The 18462-nt window shown below is 72.7% G+C and carries 11 protein-coding genes and 1 pseudogene; 5 read left to right on the forward strand and 7 right to left on the reverse strand.

The features are described from left to right. Positions 1–265: 265 nt before the first annotated feature. Positions 266–1054 carry a diacylglycerol kinase gene (locus tag ACIBCM_RS21490; RefSeq protein WP_399245483.1) on the reverse strand — a complete coding sequence of 263 codons (789 nt, stop codon included), beginning with the start codon at positions 1052–1054 and terminating at the stop codon, positions 266–268. 161 nt (positions 1055–1215) lie between these two features. Here ACIBCM_RS21490 and ACIBCM_RS21495 point away from each other — a divergent pair, with 161 nt between their 5' ends. Together ACIBCM_RS21495 and ACIBCM_RS21500 are read left to right on the forward strand one after the other, a co-directional pair. Next, on the forward strand, positions 1216–2499 hold the full coding sequence (locus tag ACIBCM_RS21495) for an adenylosuccinate synthase (protein ID WP_399245485.1): 1284 nt from the start codon (positions 1216–1218) through the stop codon (positions 2497–2499). A gap of 307 nt (positions 2500–2806) precedes the next feature. After that, positions 2807–3367 (forward strand): RICIN domain-containing protein, encoded by a 561-nt coding sequence (locus tag ACIBCM_RS21500; protein WP_399245487.1) that lies wholly within the window; start codon positions 2807–2809, stop codon positions 3365–3367. A 383-nt stretch (positions 3368–3750) separates the two neighbouring features. Here ACIBCM_RS21500 and ACIBCM_RS21505 read toward each other — a convergent pair whose 3' ends face one another. Further along, positions 3751–4434, reverse strand: a complete 684-nt coding sequence (locus ACIBCM_RS21505; RefSeq protein ID WP_399245489.1) for a DUF998 domain-containing protein — start codon at positions 4432–4434, stop codon at positions 3751–3753. A 181-nt stretch (positions 4435–4615) separates the two neighbouring features. Further along, on the reverse strand, positions 4616–6586 hold the full coding sequence (locus ACIBCM_RS21510; protein WP_399245742.1) for an ABC transporter ATP-binding protein: 1971 nt from the start codon (positions 6584–6586) through the stop codon (positions 4616–4618). 298 nt (positions 6587–6884) lie between these two features. On the opposite strand from ACIBCM_RS21510, the gene ACIBCM_RS21515 reads away from it, so the two are divergent. Then, on the forward strand, positions 6885–8135 hold the full coding sequence (locus tag ACIBCM_RS21515) for a hypothetical protein (protein ID WP_399245491.1): 1251 nt from the start codon (positions 6885–6887) through the stop codon (positions 8133–8135). A gap of 60 nt (positions 8136–8195) precedes the next feature. On the opposite strand, the gene ACIBCM_RS21520 is transcribed toward ACIBCM_RS21515, so the two are convergent. The 3 genes and pseudogenes from ACIBCM_RS21520 to ACIBCM_RS21530 form a co-directional block, all read right to left on the reverse strand. Then, positions 8196–9878, reverse strand: coding sequence for a serine/threonine-protein kinase (locus ACIBCM_RS21520; RefSeq protein WP_399245493.1), 1683 nt, complete (start codon positions 9876–9878; stop codon positions 8196–8198). 608 nt (positions 9879–10486) lie between these two features. Next, positions 10487–10933, reverse strand: a complete 447-nt coding sequence (locus ACIBCM_RS21525) for a MarR family winged helix-turn-helix transcriptional regulator (protein ID WP_399245495.1) — start codon at positions 10931–10933, stop codon at positions 10487–10489. Positions 10934–11082: 149 nt separating this feature from the next. Next, positions 11083–11727: pseudogene (locus ACIBCM_RS21530) on the reverse strand (DJ-1/PfpI family protein); the annotation flags it as partial. Between the two features lie 172 nt (positions 11728–11899). On the opposite strand from ACIBCM_RS21530, the gene ACIBCM_RS21535 reads away from it, so the two are divergent. Further along, complete coding sequence (locus ACIBCM_RS21535) at positions 11900–13267, forward strand: aspartate aminotransferase family protein (RefSeq protein ID WP_399245497.1); 1368 nt, start codon at positions 11900–11902, stop codon at positions 13265–13267. A 395-nt stretch (positions 13268–13662) separates the two neighbouring features. On the opposite strand, the gene ACIBCM_RS21540 is transcribed toward ACIBCM_RS21535, so the two are convergent. Continuing rightward, positions 13663–15246 (reverse strand): MFS transporter, encoded by a 1584-nt coding sequence (locus ACIBCM_RS21540; RefSeq protein WP_399245499.1) that lies wholly within the window; start codon positions 15244–15246, stop codon positions 13663–13665. Positions 15247–15431: 185 nt separating this feature from the next. Here ACIBCM_RS21540 and ACIBCM_RS21545 point away from each other — a divergent pair, with 185 nt between their 5' ends. Further along, positions 15432–18404, forward strand: coding sequence for a BTAD domain-containing putative transcriptional regulator (locus tag ACIBCM_RS21545; protein WP_399245500.1), 2973 nt, complete (start codon positions 15432–15434; stop codon positions 18402–18404). Positions 18405–18462 lie beyond the last annotated feature (58 nt).

Below are 18462 nucleotides of genomic sequence, written 5' to 3' on the forward strand. Positions count from 1 at the left end.
ACCCGCGCAGAGCGGGGCTCGCGTGGAGCCGGGCGGGCCGGAAGGGGGCGGGCGGAGAGCCGGGTCCCGTAGAGCCGGACATCCCCCTCGCGCCGGTACGGCAGCCTGCGACCGGCCAGTGGCCCCGCCCGTACCCGACAGCTCCCCGGGCACGAACGGCACGAACACGCGCGCCGTGAGCCCGGGCCCCCACCGCGGGGCCGGCACGTGCCCCGCCGGAGCGCCCCGCCCCGCCGGAGCGCCCGCCCTTCCCCCCGCCCCGCGGCTACGGCAGGGTCAGCCCCCACGCACCCGCCCGCAGGGTCCAGGTGCGGGTGCGGACCGGGCCCGTGATCAGGGTGTCAGCGCGATAGCGGAAGTCGGGGCCCGAGACCGTGACCGTCAGGGCCTTCGCGGTCACCGGTTCCGCGGGGGGCCGGGGCTGGACCGTGACCTCCGCGCGGCCGTGGGCCGTACGGACGGTCAGGGCAACGGTCTCCTGGTCCAGATCCGCGAGGAGGACCCCGTCCGCCTCGACCCGCAGCCGGTGCGGGCGCGTCACCGGCGGCGGGGCCGGGTTGACCAGCCCGCGGACGAGGGTGCGGCACACCGACCAGAGCGAGCCCGGCACCAGTCCGCCCGGTGCCCGGCCCGCCGGGATCGTGACATCGCCCACGACGACCCCGTCGCTCTCGTCCACCAGCAGATCGAGTCTGCGGACGACCCCGTCCAGCACCGCCCGCGCCGCGGCGACCGCGCCGCGCGGCACCCCGAGGGAGTGCGCCAGATCGACCGCCGGGCCCACCGGGACATGCGACAGGGCGCCGTCCCCGAGCCACCGGTCCCGGTGCAGAAGCGCCACCGCGCGCAGCAGCGCGCGGTCGTCGCCGATGACCACCGGCCGCCGTGAACCCCTGCGGGCCAGCGCCCGCGCGAATTCCTCCGGGCCCTCCGGAAGGCAGATTTTCGCCTCCGACCCGCCGCACAGCACATCTTTCGCGATCCGCACGGACTCGCCGTCACTTCGGCGGGCGACCGGGTCGATGACCACCAGCAGCTGGTCGTGAGCCGACACCTCGGTCCTTCCTCGGGTAGCATCTTTGTGCAAGAGCCCCTTGCGCTATTGCGCCAGGGGCTTCGTCTATTCCGGGGCAACCGGTCCGATGACTCAGGCAACTCAGGCAGGCTGAGGCCCCCTGACCTTGGACATGCCCCGCCCGGAAGGGGTGTACGCCTGTGCCCGCACTTGTGCTGCTCGGTGCTCAGTGGGGTGACGAGGGCAAGGGAAAGGCCACCGACCTGCTCGGTGGATCCGTTGACTATGTGGTGCGCTACCAGGGCGGCAACAACGCCGGCCACACGGTCGTCGTCGGCGACCAGAAGTACGCACTGCACCTCCTCCCCTCCGGGATCCTCTCACCGGGGTGCACCCCGGTCATCGGCAACGGGGTCGTGGTCGACCCGGCCGTCCTGCTCTCCGAGCTGAGCGGGCTCAATGACCGGGGTGTCGATACGTCCAAGCTGCTGATCAGCGGAAACGCTCATCTGATCACCCCGTACAACGTCACACTCGACAAGGTGACGGAACGGTTCCTCGGGAAGCGCCGGATCGGCACGACCGGCCGGGGCATCGGCCCGACGTACGCCGACAAGATCAACCGCGTGGGCATCCGCGTCCAGGACCTCTACGACGAGTCGATCCTGGAGCAGAAGGTCGAGGCGGCGCTGGAGTCGAAGAACCAGCTCCTCGCCAAGGTCTTCAACCGCCGGGCGATCGAGCCGGTCCGTATCGTCGACGAGATGCTCCAGTACGCGGAGCAGATCAGGCCGTACGTCGCCGACACCACGCTGATCCTGAACCGGGCCGTCGACCAGGGCAAGGTCGTCCTGTTCGAGGGCGGCCAGGGCACGCTGCTGGACGTGGACCACGGCACGTACCCCTTTGTGACCTCGTCGAACCCGACGGCGGGCGGCGCGTGCACGGGTTCGGGCGTCGGCCCGACGAAGATCTCCCGGGTCATCGGCATCCTCAAGGCGTACACGACCCGTGTCGGCGCCGGTCCGTTCCCGACGGAGCTGTTCGACGAGGACGGCGAGGCGCTGCGCCGTATCGGCGGCGAGCGGGGTGTGACCACCGGGCGGGACCGCCGCTGCGGCTGGTTCGACGCGGTGATCGCGCGGTACGCGACCCGGGTCAACGGCCTGACCGACTTCTTCCTCACCAAGCTGGACGTGCTGACCGGCTGGGAGCAGATCCCGGTCTGCGTCGCGTACGAGATCGACGGCAGGCGCGTGGAGGAGCTGCCGTACTCGCAGACGGACTTCCACCACGCGAAGCCGGTCTACGAGATGCTGCCGGGCTGGTCCGAGGACATCACCAAGGCGAAGACCTTCGACGATCTGCCGAAGAACGCGCAGGGGTATGTGAAGGCGCTGGAGGAGATGTCGGGCGCGCCGATCTCGGCGATCGGTGTCGGTCCGGGGCGTACGGAGACGATCGAGATCAACTCGTTCCTCTGAGGTCGGTCCGGCGGGCCCCTGAGGTCGGTCCGGTCGAAGGCGGTCCGGCACGGCGGATCCCGGGAGGACGCCGGGGCCGGAGCCAGGTCCTTCGGCGGTAGTGGTGGTGCGGGCGCGGTTCCCCGAGTCAGGGGAGCCGGGCCCGCCGCGCTTTCCGGCCCCTGGGCCGGTGGCCCCGTACGGCCGATCCGCCGAGGTTGTCGGCCCATACGTCTTTTTACTCCTTTGAGGAGAACACGGGACTACCCACCGTGGTGTTGGTTACGTATGGCGATCGTCAGTAACCGACAGTGAAATGGGAGTGGTCATGCGTACTGCACTGAAGACGAGCGCGGTCCTGGTCGCGGCCGGAGCCGCCCTCGCCCTGGGGCTCCCCGGCCCGGCCGCCGCCGGATCCGCCGAGCGCGCCGCCGCGCCCCGCGCCGCGTCCGTCGACGTCCAGCAGGTCACCCTCCGGCTGGCGAGCGACCCGGGCCAGGTCGCGAACGTCAGGGGCGCGTCCCATGAGAACGGCGCCGCGATCATCCAGTGGCCGCTCTCACGGACGGCGAACGAGCGCTGGGAGCCGGAGGCGACCGGTGGCGGCTACTACCGCTTCCGTTCCGTGGAGAGCGGTCTGTGTCTGAACGTCAAGGGCGGCGGCAACGCGGACGGCGCCCAGATCATCCAGTGGTCCTGCGGCACCGCGGCCAACGAGCAGTGGCGCTTCGAGCCGAAGGGTACGGGCTACCAGATCGTGGCCAGGTCCAGCGGCAAGTGCCTCAACGTCTCCGGTGGTGTGGGCCAGGGCCGCAATCTGATCCAGTACACCTGCACCGGCGCCGGGGCCGCCAACGACGTCTGGCTCGCGGTGGCCGAGGACCTCTAGGGGTTCGGTCGGCCGGGATGGCTCTGGGCCCGGCGGCCCGGCGGCCCGGGTGGCTCCTGGGCCCCTCGGTGGCCCGAGGGGCCGGGAGCCACCGGTGTGTCCGACAGTCCGGGCGGTCAGGTGGGCAAGGCGGGAGCCGGCCCGGCCGAACGGATCCGGGTGACGGCGGTGGGCGCCTGCCGGCCGTACGGCCCGGAGGGTCCGGGAGGCCCCTCGGTACGGGTGACCCGGCGCGGCTCCGGTGGCCTGAAGGGCCGGGCGGCTCCGGGGCCCTGGGTGGTCCGGCGGCCTGAGCGGCCCGTTGTCCCGGCGGGAGCCTTCCGGCCGCCCGGTCCGGGTGACCAGGTGGCCGGGTGACCGCGTGGCTGCGGAGGGCGGGGCGTTCACCGTGAACCCCCGTCCTCCCGTACGTACGGGTCCCGGCGGAGCAGATCCAGGGCCAGCAGGCTCAGCCAGCACCACCCCACCGTGATCGACAGGCGCTGGAACAGCCCGGCGGTGCCGGCCAGCCCGGCCCGGTGGTCGAAGCCCATGGCGGACAGGACGAACGCCGTGGCGACGACCGCCCCCGCGACGGCCGAACCGGCCGCCCGGGCGCGCTCGCCCTCCCTCGCGAACCGCAGCGCGAAGACGGAGCAGGCCGCCGTGAGCGCGGCGAAGGCGAGGAGCGAGAAGGCGTCGTGCAGCGCGGCTTCGGTGCCGCTGTAGGCGGCGGGCCGTTCGGGGGTGCCCGGCGGGTATCCGGAGACCGGGTCGGTGACGAAGGCCCCCGCCCCCAGCAGCCCGACCGCCCAAGCGGCGACCAGCCGGGGGCCCCAGCCCGGCGCGCCCCGTCGGCTGAGCACCCGGTGCAGTCCGGCGGCCAGCCCGAGGCCGAGCGTGCCGGTGACGAGGAAACCGGCGGTCTGCACCGCGCCGAGGTCGCCCAGGGCGAGCGAACTGACCGGATGGCGCCGCCAGTCGTAGTGCTCGCGCAGCGCACCCTGGACGGCGAACGCGGTGACGAACAGCGGGCCGGCGACCGCGCCGCCGATGAGCAGCTGCCGGGTACGGAGGGGCAGGTGCATGCGGGAGGGCGGAGGGATCGGGGACGGCGTGGGCGTGCGCGCGAGCAGGGAGGCGAGGGCGGTGCGGACGGTCCGGGCGGCTCGGGGTCCCCGGGCGGTACGAGTGGTGCGCGGTCGCGGCATGGCGGGCGTTCCCTCCGGCAGGCGTCGGCACGGGCCGGTGGGTACCGGCCCGTGCCTGTCATCCTGGGTTGACGAGGAGGGGTTCGTCAACCTTGATTGACATGCGGTCGGGTGCGGGCCCTGCCGTCTCCCCGGTCCCGGTCGTCCCGTCCGTTCCCTGCCCCGGGCCCCTGTCCGCGCTCGCGAACTGGGTCCGGTACAGCTCCGCGTACCGTCCGCCCCGCGCCAGCAGCCCTTCGTGCGTACCGCGTTCCACGATCCGGCCGCCCTCGACGACGAGGATCAGATCGGCGGCGCGGACGGTCGACAGCCGGTGGGCGATCACCACGGCGGTGCGGCCCTCCAGGGCCTCGGTCAGCGCCTCCTGGACGGCCGCCTCGGAGGTGTTGTCGAGATGGGCGGTCGCCTCGTCGAGGATGACGACCCGCTGGCGGGCGAGCAGCAGCCGTGCGATGGTCATCCGCTGGCGCTCACCGCCCGAGAGCCGGTAGCCGCGCTCACCGACGACCGTGTCGAGCCCGTCGGGCAGCGACCGCACCAGAGCGTCGAGCCTGGCCCGGCTCAGCACGTCCCACAGCTCCTCCTCCGTGGCCTCCGGCCGGGCCAGCAGCAGATTCTCGCGTACGGACTCGTGGAAGAGATGCCCGTCCTGGGTGACCATGCCGAGGGTGGCCCGCAGGGAGCCGGCGGACAGCTCCCGTACATCGACACCGCCGACGCGGACCGTGCCCTCGTCGGTGTCGTACAGCCGTGGCAGCAGCGCGGCGATGGTCGACTTGCCCGCGCCGGAGGAACCGACGAGGGCGACGGTCTGCCCGGCCTCGGCGCGGAAGGAGATCCCGCGCAGGACGTCGTCGCCGCCCCGGGTGTCCAGGGTGGCGACCTCCTCCAGGGAGGCGAGCGAGACCTTGTCCGCCGAGGGGTAGCCGAAGCGCACGCCGTCGAACTCCACGGCCACGGGCCCTTCCGGCACCTCCCGGGCGCCGGGCTTCTCGTCGATGAGCGGCTTGAGGTCGAGGACCTCGAAGACGCGCTCGAAGCTGACGAGGGCGCTCATCACCTCGACGCGCGCCCCGGCGAGCGCGGTGAGGGGCGCGTACAGCCGGGTCAGCAGCAGCGCCAGCGCCACGACCGCGCCGGGCTCCAGGGTGCCGCGCAGGGCGTAGTAGCCGCCGAGGCCGTAGACGAGGGCGAGGGCGAGCGCGGAGACCAGGGTGAGCGCGGTCATGAAGGTGTACTGCGCCATCGCGGTCCGGATGCCGATGTCCCGTACCCTGCCCGCCCGTTCCGCGAACTCCCGGGACTCCGCCCCGGGCCGTCCGAACAGCTTGATCAGCGTGGCTCCGGGCGCGGAGAAACGCTCCGTCATACGGGTTCCCATGGCCGCGTTGACCTCGGCGGCCTCCCGGTGGAGCCGTGCCATCCGGGAGCCCATCCGCCGTGCGGGGACGACGAACACCGGCAGCAGGACCAGGGCCAGCAGCGTGATCTGCCACGACAGGGTGAGCATCACGGCGAGTGTCAGCACCAGGGTGACGACATCGCTGACGACACCGGAGAGCGTGCTGCTGAAGGCGTGCTGAGCGCCGATCACATCGTTGTTGAGCCGGCTCACGAGCGCGCCCGTGCGGGTACGGGTGAAGAACGCGACCGGCATGCGCTGCACATGGTCGAAGACCGCCCGCCGCAGATCGAGGATCAGATCCTCGCCGAGGGTCGCCGACAGCCGGCGTTCGAGAAGGCCGAGCGCGGCTTCCACGACCGCGATCAGCGCGATCAGCAGCGCGAGCCGGACGACGGTCCCCGGCGCGTCACCGGACACGATGGCGTCGATCACCCGCCCCGCGAGTACGGGGGTGGCGACCGCGAGCAGTGCGCCGAGGACGCTGAGAAGGACGAAGTGGACGATACGGCGGCGGTGGGGCCGGGCGAAGCCCATGATCCGCCGGAAGGTGGCGCGGGCGAGGGGGCGTTGCCCCTGATCGGCGCGTTTCATGTTGTACAGCTGACTCCAGCCGGTCATCTCCATGCTCATACGCAGGACCGTAAAACCTCAAGGTTCATTGAGGTCAAGGTCCTGATGCCTTCTCTGTTCGCCGGTTCCGCGCCGCCGGTTCCGCGCCGGGGCTCCGGCGGGCCGCGGTGCCCCGGCGCCCGGCGGAAAGCCGTCAGGGGCGGGGCCTCCGGCGCTGGTTGGGTCGGCGCCCGTGGGGCGGTGCCGGTTGGCCGGTACCGGTTCAGCAGGTCGGCCCGGTGCCGTCCGGGACATGTCCCGGACAGGCGTAATACGGACGGAAGGGTCAGTTCCGGAACTAGTGTCCCCGCGCATGGACATGACGACGGACGCGGACACCATCACCGACAACGGCACGGACACCAACGACACGGACATCACCGGCACGGGTACGGGCACCAGCAGGAGGAACCTGCTGCGCGGTCTCGCCGCCGCCCCGCTCGCCGCCGCGGCGGGCGGGCTGTTCACCGGTACGGCCGAGGCGGCGCCGGGCGCCCGGCTGGTGCTGAGGCGGGTCACCTCGGGCGCGGGCGGCTCGTTCAACGCGGCGATCCGCGGGCTGAGGGCGGCGGGCCTGCCCCCGGCCCGGCTGACGGACGTGCTGGGAGACCTCGACCGGACCGGACGGTTCACCACGTCGTTCCCCAACGCGCCCAGGGGGCTGGCCAAGGCGTTCACCTGGGACGGACGGGATGTCGAGGACACCCTGTGGTACCCCCAGGGGATCACCGGTGTCCATGACGCCGACGGGGCGACGGGTGACGACACCCTGCTCGTCTCCTGGTACGGCAAGGGCGCCAACTACTACCAGGGCTCCAAGGTCACGTTCGTCGACGCCGACGGAAGCGCCCCGAGGTACCGCCATGTCCTGCTGGTCGAGCCCCGCGCGGTGCGCGTCGGCCCCTCGACGCGTTACACCTACGAGCCCGTGGAGATACACGCCGGGGGCATCGCCTGGTACCGGCACCGGCTGTATGTGGCCGACAGCGGTCTGCGGGCCCTGCGGGTCTTCGACACCGACCGGATGTTCCGCGCCACCGGCTTCGACCCGGACCTCTGCGGGTCGGTCGGCGGACGCTACCACGCCTTCAACAACGGCTATGTGCTGCCGCAGAGCCGCATCTACCGGCTGACGGGCCCCAGGGACCGGCTGAAGTTCTCGCAGGTGGCGCTGGACCGTACGACCACACCCCACTCGCTCGTGGTGAGCGAGTTCCACCGCCGCCGCAGGACGGACGTCGTCCGCTGGAACCTCAACCCGGCGAGCCGGTACGGCCTTCTCGGATCGCTGACCTCCCGCCCGGCCGTGGAGATCGACCGGGGCAACCAGATCCAGGGTGCGGTGAGCGCCCACGGGACGTACTACCTGTCCGTGAGCAACGGGAGGGGCCGGGGGTATCTGAAGACCGCCCGTCCGCGCGGCCATACCGCCGTGGCCGCGAGCCGGCAGCGGCTGCCCGTCGGCCCGGAGGACGTGAGCTACCAGAACACCGGGGGAGCGGGCCGTATCTGGTCGCTCAACGAGTACCCGCTCGACCGGTATGTGTACGCGATCAACGTCTGAGGCGTTGGGCGCCGGGGCCGCCAACGTCCGAGGCGTTGGGCGCCGGGGCCGTCGGCGGACCTACTGCTGCTTGGTGTAGCGCAGGGGGGCACCGGACGAGCCGACCAGTTCGCGCACGATCGTGGTGCTGTCCGGCATCTCCAGACGGCTCCACTGGCCGGGCGAGCACTTGGTGGGATCGCCGGACAGGACCTTGGTCGGGCCGAGATTGAGGTCCGTCTCCGACGACTGGAGCTTCGCCGACCACGTGCAGTCGTACGAGGGGCCGCTGCCGGTCAGCGTCATGACCGTCTCATCCGTGCGGCCCTGAATGATCGTCATCAACCGCTCGTTGCTGCCGTCCGCCGTCTCGAAAGTCGCCCGCCAGGTGCCGAGGAAGTGCGCCGGCACATGGCCGTCCGCGGGCGGGACCGTGCCGGAGGACGCACGCGGGGTGGTGGATGCCGACGAACCCTGCTTGGGGTCGTCAGCCGGGTCCTTGCCGTCGCCGAGCGCGCGGACCGCCGCCACCGCGAGAACGGCGATCACCGCGGCGCCGATCCCGACCAGGGCGGCCACCCGTCCCCGGTCGGCGGGCGCGCGGCGCGAGCGGGTGGTGGTCGGCGGGCTGTAGGGGGCGGGTTCCGGCCGGCGCGGCGGAGACGGACTGCCGCCGCCGCGAGGAGCGGGGCCGGGACCGGGAGCAGCACTGCGGCCGGGAGCGGGAGCAGGGCGTGAACCGGGTCCGGGTCCGCGGTCGGGTGCGGGGTTGAGGGCCGGTGGCTGGGCGGGGTGGTGCGCGGGTGCCGCGGCCCCTGCCGCGGGCGCGTGCGAGGAGGGGGTTACGGGAGCGCCGGCCGGGGCCGCGTGCTCCACCTCCAGCAGCTGGACCGCGTGACGGCCCAGCTGGGCGATCAGCGCCCCCGGCAGCCAGGGCTCATGGCTCGGCTGGGTCGCCGTGCGCGCCAGGATCTCCTCCAGCCCCGGCCGTCGCCCCGGAAACTTGTCCAGACAGTGCTGGACGAGGTCGTAGAGACCGATCGGAAGACCCGTCAGATCCGGTTCCTCCTCGGCGATACGGAACATCAGCGCGTGCCCGGCGCTCTGAGCCGTACCGAACGGGAGCCGCCCGGTCGCCGCGTACATCAGGACCGAGCCCAGACAGAAGATGTCGGCCGCCGGGGTGAGCGGTTCGCCGCGGACCTGCTCGGGGGCCATGAAGCCGGGCGAGCCGACGAGCGCGCCCGTGCGGGTGAGCCCGCCGTCGGCGGCCGTCTCCAGGGCGCGTGCGATACCGAAGTCGATGACGCGCGGGCCGTCGATGGTGATCATGATGTTGGACGGCTTGAGGTCGCGGTGGATCAGTCCGGCGGTGTGGATCGATCCGAGCGCGTGCGCGAGACCGGCGGCGAGGATACGTACCGAACGCTCGGGCAGCGGCCCGTGGTCCCCGGACACCACCGCGTTCAGCGGGGGACCGGCGACATATCCCGTCGCGACCCAGGGGACCGGTGCCTCGGTGTCGGCGTCCAGGACGGGCGCGGTCCACTGGCCGCCGACCCGCCGGGCCGAACGCACCTCCTGCCGGAAGCGCTCACGGAAGGTCTCCTGCGCGGCGAGTTCCTGCCGTACGAGCTTGACGGCGACCGTACGGCCCCGGTCGCTGCGTGCGAGAAAGACCTGGCCCATGCCGCCCGCGCCGAGGCGGGCGAGCAGCCGGTAGCCGCCTATGTGCTGCGGATCCCCCGGCACCAGCTGATCCATGGCCGCATGTCCCCCGAAACCCTGTGAACCCCGAACCCCGATTTCCGAACCACCCCATGGTGCCGGACGGAATCGAGGATAGGCTGCGCGGCCGGTCGCGCGCGCGGGCCCCTGCAACCCGGGCCCGACCCGTTATCCCCCGCGCCCCGGGTCGTTATCCCCCACGCCCGCGGCCCGCTTGTCCTTCGCGTCCCCGGCCGGGCGCCGTGGACTCCTGGACCGGGCGCCGTGCGCTCCTGGCGGGAGCGGGCCGGGCCGATGACATACGGCCATGCCGGGACGGCGGCTGATCCGGGCGGGGCGACGGCTGTCCCGGCACCCGTGCGGACGGGACCCGGTCCCGCCGGGTCGGCCGGGTCCAGGTCCGGGCCCGCTCCGGCCGGGCCGGGCTCGGTCGGGCGGCCCGTTCCCGCCAGTTGGGCCGGGCGTCCGTCAGGCCCAGAACGTTCCGGTGACCTGGTGACCCGGTGACCCGGCGGTCAGGCGTCCCGGCTTCGGACCTGGCTGTTCGGGTCCGGACCGGGCCATCCCGCCCGGACCTTGCTGTTCCGCCCTGGACCTGGCCGTTCCGGTTCGGTTCCACGTGAAACACCGCCAGGTCTCCGGGTTCAGGGCTCCGTGATCGTGTCCAGGGCCTTCGACAGCCGTTCCAGCGTCTGCGCGGTCCGTGCGAACTCCTCCGGTCCCAGTACGGCGGCCAGCCGGGCCGCCAACTCCGCGTGCCCCGGCTCGATTCGGGAGATCGCCTCCCGGCCTTCGTCGGTGAGGCGGAGCAACTTGGCTCTGCGATGGGCGGGATTGGGTTCGTACACCGCGAGAGAGCGCTCGACGAGCAGATCCGCGATCCGCTGCACACTCTGGCGGGTGATGCCCATCTCCCGGGCGATCCCGGCCACCGGCAGCGGTGTGCGCAGGACGGCGCCGAGCACCTGCCACCAGGCGGCGGTGAGTCCGGCGGGTCGGGCGAGTTCCTCGGAGACGGCGAGGAACTGGCCGTTCAGCCGGAAGACTCCGAGGGCCGTACGGCTGAGCAGGTCCTGCTCCTCGCGGCTCATGCCCCGGCCGGTCCGTTGTGGCCCGCCGTATCGCCGTCGGCCGTATCGCCGTCCGCCGGTCCCGCCGGGCCGGCCGCGCTCGCCACGGCCGCCGGGTCTTCGGCGTCCTCAGGCCCGTCGCCGCCGTCGCCGCCTTCGCCGCCGTCCCCGCCTTCGAGGACGGCGTACGCGGAGGCGTCGGAGTCATGGAACAGGCGGTACCAGGCGTCCAGTTTGTCGCCCTCGTACGCACCGAGCCGGGCGAAGACCTCACGCGCGAAGGCGACCGGCTCGGTCGGTCCGGCCGTGATCAGATCGCCGTCCGTGACCGCGTCGGCCTCGCGGTAGCGGTCGCCGCCCCCGTAGCCGGTGGCGGCGAGATAGAAGGAGACCGCGCTGGTGTGGTCGCGGTCGTCGAGCAGGCCCTCGCGCGCCAGCCCCGCCGTCGCCCCGCAGATCCCGGCGACCGGGACACCCGCGTCGAGGAACGCCCGCGCCTTCGCCGCGAACGGCGCCAGCTCGTCGCCCGTGTCCCAGGTGCTCGCGCCCGTGAGGATCAGCAGCGCGCTGTCGGCGGGGTCGAGATCGGCGAGCGCCAGGTCGGGCTGGATCCGCATACCGCCCATAGTGGTGACCGGGGCCGTGGTGGGCCCGACCGTACGGACGGTGAAGCCGTGCTGGGTGAGATGCGCGGTCGTGTGGCCCGTCTCCCAGTCGGCGAAGGTGTCGTACACGGCGAGATGAACGGTCGTACGGGCCGTGCGGGCGGTCGTGCCCGTGGTCGTGTCGGCCGTGCCGGTGGTCGTGGTGTCCATGGTGTGTGTCCTCCTCGGCTTCCCCAGGGAGTATGACAGAAGACTGTCATGACGACAGAATGCTGTCAATCCAGGGAATCGCCTCCGCTGGACAGAACGCCGCAGGAAGCCCGCGCGGGGCAGACAGGATGGTGATGTCGGATCCCGTACGGCGGTCCATACGCTGGGGCGCATGACCCCTCAAGCTGTTGACCCCGCGAACCCGGGGGCCGGCGCGGCCGTGAAGGCCGCGGACCGTGCGCACGTCTTCCACTCGTGGTCCGCCCAGGGCCTGATCGACCCGCTCGCCGTCGCCGGCGCCGAGGGCTCGTACTTCTGGGACTACGACGGGAAGCGCTATCTCGACTTCACCAGCGGCCTCGTCTACACCAACATCGGCTACCAGCACCCGAAGGTCGTCGCGGCGATCCAGGAGCAGGCGGGGAAGCTGACCACCTTCGCGCCCGCGTTCGCCGTCGAGGCGCGCTCCGAGGCCGCCCGGCTGATCGCCGAGCGCACCCCCGGCGATCTGGACAAGATCTTCTTCACCAACGGTGGCGCCGAGGCCGTCGAGAACGCGATCCGGATGGCCCGGCTGCACACCGGCCGCCCCAAGGTGCTCTCCGCGTACCGCTCGTACCACGGAGGCACCCAGACCGCGATCAATGTCACCGGCGACCCCCGCCGCTGGCCCTCCGACACCGGCACCGCCGGGGTGGTGCACTTCTGGGCGCCCTTCCTGTACCGCTCGCCCTTCCACTCCGCCACCGAGGAGGAGGAAGGCGCCCGCGCGCTGCGGCACCTGGAGGAGACCATCGCCTTCGAGGGTCCCGCGACGATCGCCGCGATCGTGCTGGAGACCATCCCCGGCACGGCCGGGATCATGGTCCCGCCGCCCGGCTATCTCGCGGGTGTGCGGGAGATCTGCGACCGGTACGGGATCGTGTTCGTCCTGGACGAGGTCATGGCGGGCTTCGGGCGTACCGGAAAGTGGTTCGCCGCCGAGCACTTCGGCGTGGTGCCCGATCTGATCACCTTCGCCAAGGGCGTCAACTCCGGTTACGTTCCGCTGGGCGGTGTCGCCATCTCCGCGGAGATCGCGGCGACCTTCGAGACCCGGCCCTACCCCGGCGGACTCACCTACTCCGGCCATCCGCTGGCGTGCGCGGCGGCGGTCGCCACGATCCGGGTCATGGAGGAGGAGCAGATCGTCGAGCGCGCGGCCGCCATCGGCGAGACGGTCATCGGACCCGGTCTGCGGGAGCTGGCAGAGCGCCACCCGAGCGTCGGCGAGGTCCGGGGCACGGGCGTCTTCTGGGCGCTCGACCTGGTCCGCGACCGGGAGACCCGCGAGCCCCTGGTCCCGTACAACGCCTCCGGCGAGGCGAACGCGGCCATGGCCTCCTTCGCCGCGGCCTGCAAGGCCCACGGTCTGTGGCCGTTCGTCAATATGAACCGCACCCATGTCGTCCCGCCGTGCAACATCAGCGAGGCGGAGGCCAAGGAGGGCCTGGCGGCGCTGGACGCGGCGCTGGGGGTCGCGGACGGGTACGTGGCGTAGAGGCCGCTCCGGACGGGGTCGGGCAGGCCGGACGGCCGGACTCGGTGGGTTCGGACGGACGGGTGCGGTGCGTCGGACGGATGCGGTGGGTTCGGCCGGACGCGGTGGGGAGGCCCGCTCCACCGGGCCCGTCCCCCTGGTGCCACCCGAGGGCACTTCGGATGCGGTGGACTCGGCCGGACGGACGGGATGGGTTCGGCCGGACGCGGTGAGGCGGCCCGCTCCACCGCGTCCGAGGGCACCCCACCCGTCCGGGCCGAGTCGCCCGACCGGGCCCGCGTCACCGTCCGGGACGCGTCCGACACCGACCGGGCCCGGACGCGGGCCGTGTCCCCGGGCGAGTTCCCCCGGGACACGGTCGTCCGTCCCCGACCCGCCCCCGGACACCGCCGCGTTCAGACGTCCGACCGTGCAGGTTCCCCCGGGACGGCTTCAGGGGCCCCCGGCTCGTCGCCGCCGATGACGCCGATGTGCCTGAGCACCACGGCGGACAGAAACGCCAGTACCAGGGTGCCGCACGCGGCGACCAGCATCGCCGTGTTCAGCCCGGAGGTGGCCGCCTCCTCGGCCTGGTCGAGCCAGCCGGCGGGCAGCTCGTTCACCGACGAGGACGCTCCGGCGAGACTGTCGCCCGCCGCTTCGGCCACCTCGTCCGGCGTCCCGGCGGGGAACTCGTCGCCGACGCGGCCCCGGTAGACGGCGGTGGCCAGACTGCCCAGGATCGCCACACCCAGGGCGAGACCCAGTTCCTGCACGGTCTCCGACATCGCCGAGGCGGAACCGGCCTTCTCCGGCGGCGCGGCGCCGACCACCAGGTCCGTGCCCAGGGCCGCGATCGCCCCGAGTCCGAGGTAGATCAGCCCGAAACCGGTCACGATCAGAGGGATGCCGCCCTTGGTGCCCACCTGGGTGAGCAGCAGGTATCCGACGGTGGACAGCACCAGGGTGACGGCCACCACGATCCCCGGCGGCACCCGGCGCGCGACCAGCGGCGCCCCGATCGCGGCCATGAGCATCATCAGCGCGGGCGGCCCCATCCACAGACCCGCTTCGACCGGAGGCAGTCCCTCCACGAGCTGGAGCTGCTGTGTGATCAGCAGCATCGAGCCGCCGACGCCGACCAGCCCGACGAGCAGGACGCTCAGCGCGGCGCTGAACGTACGGTTGGTGAACAGCCGCACGTCCAGCAAAGGGCTCGCCAGGCCGGTCTGGCGCCGTACGAACAGCCCCGCGAAGACCAGGCCGGTCACCAGGGCGACGAGCACGGGAGCCTCCGGGCCGTCCTTGGCGCCCCGCTTCACCGCGTAGACGACCGGCAGGATCGCGACCAGCGACAGCGCGACGCTGAGCAGGTCGAACCGGCCACGGCGCGGGGCGCGGTACTCGGGGATCAGCACCGGTGCGGCCACCAGCAGGACGATCGCGACCGGGACCGCGAGCAGAAACGCCGAACCCCACCAGAACCGGGCCAGCATCGCACCGCCGACCACCGGCCCCAGAGCCATCCCGAGCGCGAAGCTCGTGGCCCAGACACCGATCGCCAGGGAGCGCTGGCGCGGATCGATGAACATATTGCTGATCAGGGACAGGGTGGACGGCATCAGCGTGGCACCGGCGATCCCCAGCGCCGCCCGCGCGGCGATGAGCAGTTCGGTGCTGCCGGAGTAGGCGGCCACCACCGAGACGGCTCCGAAGGCGGCGGCCCCGATCATCAGCAGCTTCCGGCGGCCGATCCGGTCGCCCAGCGTGCCCATGGTGATCAGGAAGCCGGCGATCAGAAAGCCGTACGCGTCCATGATCCACAGCGTCTCGGTGCCGCTCGGGCGCAGGTCTTCCGCGAGGGAGGGGAGGGCGAGGTACAGCACGGTGACGTCGAGGCCGAGCAGCACGGTGGGCAGCGAGAGGACGGCCAGCCCTCCCCACTCCCGGGGCCCGGCGCCCTTCCGGGGACCGGCTCCGCGTACGGTCGATGCGCTCATCGCACTCCCCTTTCTCACGGGTTTCCCCGCGGTTCTCTGCGGCTTCTCCGCGGCTTCTCCGCGGTTTCTCTGGGGTTTCTCTGGGGTTTTCTCCGCAGGGCTGCACGGGTTCGAGCAGGTGCGCGGTCACTCTCCCGGTCGGTACGCACGATTTCCTGATGGTCGGCCGGCGATAGACTGCGACGATGCGCTACGGGGTGCTCGGCCCGCTGGCCGTCTGGGACGCCGAGGGGGCGCCGGTCAGAGTCCCCGAAGCGAAAGTGCGCGCCCTGCTGGCGGATCTGCTGATCCACGGGGGCGGACCGGTGCCGCCGGACCGTCTCATCGAGGACCTGTGGGCGGGCAACCCGCCGGACGGGTCGGCCAACGCGTTGCAGACCAAGATCTCCCAGCTGCGCCGTGTGCTGGGCCGCGAGCGGGTGGTCCGGGAGCCCGCGGGCTATCGGCTGCTGCTGGCGGAGAACGCCAACATCGCCGACAACGCCAATCTCGCTGACGACACCAACAACGCCGACGATGTGATCGGGGCGGTCGACGCGCTGCGGTTCCAGGAACTGGCCGAACGCGCCCGCGCCCACGACGAACCGGCGGTGAAGGCGGACCTGTTCGCCGAAGCGCTCGCGCTGTGGCGGGGCCCGGCCTACGCCGATGTCGCCGAGGCGCTGTTCGCCCGCGGTGAGATCGCCCGGCTGGAGGAGCTGCGCCTGACCGTCCTGGAGGACCGGGCCGACGTACGGCTGACTCTGGGCGAACACCATGCGCTCGCCGCGGAGCTGGGCGAACTGGTGGCGCGGTATCCGCTGCGGGAACGGCTGCGCACGGCCCATATGCGCGCGCTGTACCGGGCCGGGCGGCAGGGCGACGCCTTGCGGAGCTTCCAGGAGCTGCGGAGTCTGCTGAAGGAGGAGCTGGGCGTGTCGCCGGGCCCGGGGGCCACCGTGCTCCACGAGGCGATTCTGCGCCAGGAGCCGCATCTGGCGCCGCCGACCGTCGAGTCACCGTCGTGCCGTACCAATCTGCCCACACCGCTGACCTCGTTGATCGGCCGGCGGGAGGCGGTCGGTGAGGTGCGGGCACGGCTGGGCCCGGACTCGGACACCCGTCTGGTCACGCTCACCGGTCTCGGCGGGGTCGGGAAGACACGGCTGGCGACGGCCGCGGCCCGCGATATGGCCGAACGCTTCACCCACGGAGTGTGGTTGGTCGAACTGGCCGGTCTGAGCGCCGTCTCGACCCCGGACGACATCGCCGAACGGGTCATCACGACGCTCGGACTGTGCGACACGTCGGCGTCGGAGCCGAACCTGGACGACCTGGTGGGCTGGCTGTGCCAGGCGGTGGCCGAGAAGCGTCTGCTGATCCTGCTGGACAACTGCGAGCACCTGGTCGAGCCGGTCGCCGCGCTCGCCGGGGCCGTACTGTCGGCGGTGCCCGGAGGGCATCTGCTGGTCACCAGCCAGGAGGCCCTCGACATCCCCGGCGAGGTGGTGCACCCGGTGCCCCCGCTGGCGTTGCCGGAGCACACGGGTCCGGGAGCGGCCGCCCGGTCCGGCGCCGTCGAGCTGTTCGTGGAGCGGGCGGCCGCGGCGGTGCCCGGCTTCGTCCTCGACGCGGACAACGCGCCGGCCGTCTCGGCCATCTGCCGTCGGCTGGACGGCATTCCGCTCGCGCTGGAACTCGTGGCCCCCCGGCTGAGGGCACTGAGCCCGGACGAACTCGCCGCCCGCCTCGACGACCGGTTCACCCGGCCCGAGGTCCGGGCGCGCGGGCTGCCGGCCAGGCAGCAGACGCTGCGGAGCATGCTCGACTGGAGCTGGCAGCTGCTGACCGCGGATGAGCGGACCGTACTGCGGCGGCTGGCCGTGTATGCCGACGGCTGCACCCTGGAGTCCGCCGAGGCCGTGTGCGCCGACCGGGACCTGCCCGCCGAGCGGGTGCCCGACCTGCTGGCCCGGCTGGTGGACCGCTCCCTGGTGGTCCGCGAGGGCGGCCGGTTCCGGCTGCTCGAATCGGTGGCCGCCTACTGCGCCGAGAGGCTCACGGAGGCGGGTGAAGCGGCCGCCGTCCGTGCCAGGTTCGTACGGTGCTGTACGGAGCTGGCCGAACGGGAGAACGAGCGGCTGCGCGGCCCGGACCAGCGGCGCTGTCTGGAGCGCCTGGACGCGGAGACGGTCAATCTGCGCCGCGCTCTCGACCTCGCGGTCACCGGGAGCGGCGAACACGCGGTGCGGCTGGTGAACGCGCTGATGTGGTACTGGTTTCTGCGCGGACGGCTCACCGAGGCCCGCAGATCGCTCCAGACGGCGCTGGCGGCGGAGGGCGGGACGGCCCCGGGCGCCCGTCCGGCGGCGCGGGCCTGGCTGACCGGAGTCACACTGCGCACATCACCGGCCGACGTGTCACCGGCCAACGGGTCACTGGCCGAGGGGGCACCGGCCGACGTATCACCGGCCGAGGCGGCAGCGGGCGGCGGGTCACCGGTCCCGGTCGGTGAGGACCCGACGGCCGGTCTCGACGACCCGGTACTGCGGGCCCGGTTGCAGTGGTTCATCGGCACCGGTCTGACGGGCCAGGGCCACCACCGTGAGGGGCTGCGTCTGGTGGAGGCGAGCCTGGCCGGTGCGCGTACCGCCGGGGACCGCTGGGGCGAGGCCGCGGCCCTGGTCGAACTCGCCGGCCATGTCCCGGCCCGGGGGGAAGCCCACGCGGAGCTGGGCGCCGCGCTGTTCCACGAGATCGGGGACCGCTGGGGACAGCTCCGGGCCACCCGGTCACTGGCGCTCGCGGCCGAACACCACGGCGACCGGGCGCGGACGGAGCGGCTGCACCGGGAAGGTCTCCTGATGGCCGAGGAACTCGGGCTGTGGACCGAGGTCGTCGAAACCCTGATCCGGCTCGGCCGGACCGCCCTGGCCGGCGGCCACGTCCGGCGGGCGAGGGAACGGTACGAGCGTGCGCTGTCCGTCTCCGCCGAACGGGCTTACATCCGGGGCGAGATCCGCGCGGAAATCGGCCTGGGCCGTGCCGCACGCCTCCACGGCGACCGGGAGTCCGCCAGGCGCCATCTGAACCGCGCACTGGCGAAGAGCCGTTCCTCGGCCTCCGCCGCGGGCGCCGCGGACGCACTGGCGGAGCTGGAGCTCGTCCTCCCGGTGTGAGTTCCCGGCGCCTGAAGCTCGTCCCGGTCCTGACCGAGTCATCGCTCCGCGTTCTCGC

Source organism: Streptomyces sp. NPDC051018, from assembly GCF_044456085.1.
Lineage (GTDB): Bacteria > Actinomycetota > Actinomycetes > Streptomycetales > Streptomycetaceae > Streptomyces.